This window comes from Bradyrhizobium sp. 31Argb (assembly GCF_043638955.1).
In the GTDB taxonomy this organism is placed as follows: Bacteria; Pseudomonadota; Alphaproteobacteria; order Rhizobiales; family Xanthobacteraceae; genus Bradyrhizobium.
This window is the reverse complement of record NZ_JBEGDB010000492.1, coordinates 1-2,920: the sequence shown is the minus strand read 5'-3', so window position 1 is coordinate 2,920 and position 2,920 is coordinate 1. Positions and strand designations below refer to the sequence as shown.

3 protein-coding genes are annotated in these 2,920 nt (G+C 64.5%); all 3 read right to left on the bottom strand.

Annotated elements, in window-relative coordinates; all coding sequences use genetic code 11:
* Positions 1–124 precede the first annotated feature (124 nt).
* Positions 125–826, bottom strand: a complete 702-nt coding sequence (lexA, locus tag AAFX91_RS40515; RefSeq protein ID WP_130583617.1) for a transcriptional repressor LexA — start codon at positions 824–826, stop codon at positions 125–127.
* 201 nt (positions 827–1,027) lie between these two features.
* Positions 1,028–2,239: a gephyrin-like molybdotransferase Glp gene (gene glp, locus AAFX91_RS40510; protein WP_394570219.1), complete on the bottom strand. Its 1,212-nt coding sequence runs from the start codon at positions 2,237–2,239 to the stop codon at positions 1,028–1,030.
* 9 nt (positions 2,240–2,248) lie between these two features.
* Entirely contained in the window at positions 2,249–2,788 is a 540-nt protein-coding gene (locus tag AAFX91_RS40505; RefSeq protein WP_394570220.1) for an HAD family hydrolase, read from the bottom strand.
* Positions 2,789–2,920 lie beyond the last annotated feature (132 nt).

The window sequence follows — 2,920 nt, the reverse complement described above, 5'->3', positions numbered from 1 at the left end:
GCGCGAAACTACTTCGCCGTCGTCGCCATTGCCGCCACTCTGCTCTGGATAAGGTAACTGTCCACACGGCCTAGGGCAGAGCACCCACCTAAGTACCAGACGGGGCTGCTGCGTCCTGGTCGGCTCAGTACTTGCGATAAAGCCCGATCAGCTTGCCCTGGATCCGCACCCGGTTCGGCGGCAGGATGCGGACTTCGTAGGCCGCATTGGCAGGCTCCAGCGCGATCGAGGCGCCGCGGCGACGGAAACGCTTCAGCGTAGCCTCTTCCTCATCGATCAGCGCCACCACAATGTCGCCGGTGTTGGCGGTTTCGTTGCGCTGGATCAGCGCCATGTCGCCGTCGAGGATGCCGGCCTCCACCATGGAATCGCCGCGCACCTCGAGCGCATAATGCTCGCCGGAGCCGAGCATGTCGGGCGGCACGCTGATGGTGTGGCTGCGGGTCTGCAGCGCCTCGATCGGCGTACCCGCCGCGATCCGGCCCATCACGGGAACAGCAACGGGACGGTTGCCATCGTCTTCGGCCACGGCCGCGCTGGTCGTGCGCTTGCCGAGCGTGCCCTCAATGACGCTCGGCGTGAAGCCGCGGCGACCGTTGCCGGCGGCGGAGAGCTCAGGCAGTTTGATCACCTCGATTGCGCGGGCACGGTTCGGCAGGCGACGGATGAAGCCCCGTTCTTCCAGCGCCGTGATCAGGCGGTGGATGCCGGACTTCGAGCGCAGGTCGAGTGCGTCCTTCATCTCGTCGAAGGAAGGAGGCACGCCGGCCTCTTTCAGCCGTTCGTTGATGAAACGCAGAAGTTCATACTGTTTGCGCGTAAGCATCGCGAGCATTCCCCCGGTTGGTAGCGTCGTTCGATCCGAGACTTGAGAAGAGCTGATCTCGGGAGTAACGCACTCCAATTCGTAGACAGCGAGTTTCGAAACAAATCATGAACGGACACTATATGTTCGATATGTGTTCCGCAACCACTTAATTTCTGGTGAACGCGATCAGAGATGCTCCAGTAGGTGCTGGTCGCGGCGTCATTCAGGCAATCGGAGAATGTCGCAAGGCGCGCCTTTTGCGGCGGCCGGCGCGAATGGCGGACGGATCACAAGTGCCTGCGCCGCAGTGAGATTCCCAAGCAGCGAACTGTCCTGCTTGGTGACTGGCGTTGCGATCAGCGTGCCGTCGTCGCGCTCTTCGAGAAGCGCGCGAAGATAATCTTCGCGCTGATCGTTGGCGGCGAGATCGCGGCCGAGCAGGGCGCTTTCGCTGACGTGATGAACAGCCGAGCGGCCGAGGAGGGCCCGAATCAACGGCACCAGGAACAGGTAGGCGCAGACATAGGACGACACCAGATTGCCGGGCAGGCCGATCACTCGCATCGTGCCGAGTCGGCCATGCATCATCGGTTTGCCGGGCCGCATCGCGATCTTCCAGAACGCCATGGTGACGCCCTCGGCCTCGAGCGACGGCTTTACGAGGTCGTGGTCACCGACTGAGGCGCCGCCGGTGGTGATGAGGATGTTGGCGCCCGCGGCATGCGCGCGGCGGATGCCCTCGGTGGTGGCGGCAACCGTGTCGGCGGCGACCCCCAGATCGATCGCTTCAGCGCCTTCCGCGCGCGCCAGCGCCCGCAGCGCATAGCCGTTGGAATAGACGATCTGGCCCGGGCCCGGAGAGGTGCCCGGCATCACCAGTTCGTCGCCGGTCGCGAGCACGGCCACCTTCGGCCGGCGCCGCACGGGAAGTTCCGGATAGTTCATCGACGCCGCCAGCGACAGCGCGCGGTCGGTCAGCCGGCTTCCGCGCCTGAGCAGCACGTCGCCTTCACGGAAATCGACGCCGGCGGGACGGATATGCCGCCCGGCGATGGCAGCTTCGGTGATGGTGATGTGATCGCCATCGACCCGGGTGTCTTCCTGGATCACGACGGCATCGGCGCCGGCGGGAATGACGCCGCCGGTGAAGATCCGTGCCGCTTCCCGCGGACCAAGTTCCCGATCGAACGGCCGGCCCGCGGCGACTTCGCCGATCACCTTCAGCCGCGCGCTGAGATCGGCGGCATCGGCGGATCGCACCGCATAGCCATCCATCGCCGACATCGCCAGTGGCGGCTGAGTACGCTTTGCTGCGACGTCACGGGCGAGCGTGCGGTGATAGGCGGCATCGAGCGCGACCATCTCTTCCGGCAATGGTTCCGCGCCGGCGAGGACCGCGGCTAGCGCATCGGCGACCGGCATCAGGGCCACGGGCAACTCCTAAATTCCGAGCGCGAGAAGCGCGTTCGTCACATCATCTGACGATGTGACGTGAATGGCTGTGAGACCTGCCGCCCGTGCGCCGCGGATGTTCTCGGCGGAATCGTCGAAGAACACGATGCGCGAGGCCGGCGCGCCGATCGCCTTGACGACGTAATCATAGGCTTCCGCGTCGGGTTTCCGTAGCCCGATCGTCGACGAGAAGAAGATCTGGCGGAAGTGGCCGAGCACGTCCGAATAGGCTGTCGAGAAATGCTCGATATGGGGCGGATTGGTGTTCGAGAAAGCATAAAGCGGCAGGCGCGTCTTGGCGCGCGCCAGGTGCGCGGCGATTCCCGGCATCTCGCCGGCGAAGATCGCGTTCCAGCCTTCCAGGAACTGGGCGTCGGAGATGCCGATGCCGAGCGACTGCCGCAGGCTTGCGAAGAAGGCGGCGTCATCGATCTTGCCGACCTCGTGATGTCTGTAACTCTCGTCCATCACAAAGCGGGTGGCGAGCTCGCCGGGCTCGCAGCCGGCATGGCCGGCCCAGGTGGTCATCACCTTGCCGAAATCGATATCGAGCACGACGCGGCCGAGGTCGAACAACAGGACATTGAAATGGACCCCGATTGTGGGACCACGTGCTTAGTTGGAAGGGGCTGCTCCGTTTGATAGACGGAGCGCATGATG

What these genes read in the sequence shown, in the direction of transcription:
- lexA (WP_130583617.1), bottom strand. Translation starts at nt 826, where the DNA reads ATGCTTACGCGCAAACAGTATGAACTTCTGCGTTTCATCAACGAACGG.
- AAFX91_RS40505 (WP_394570220.1), bottom strand. Translation starts at nt 2,788, where the DNA reads ATGACCACCTGGGCCGGCCATGCCGGCTGCGAGCCCGGCGAGCTCGCC.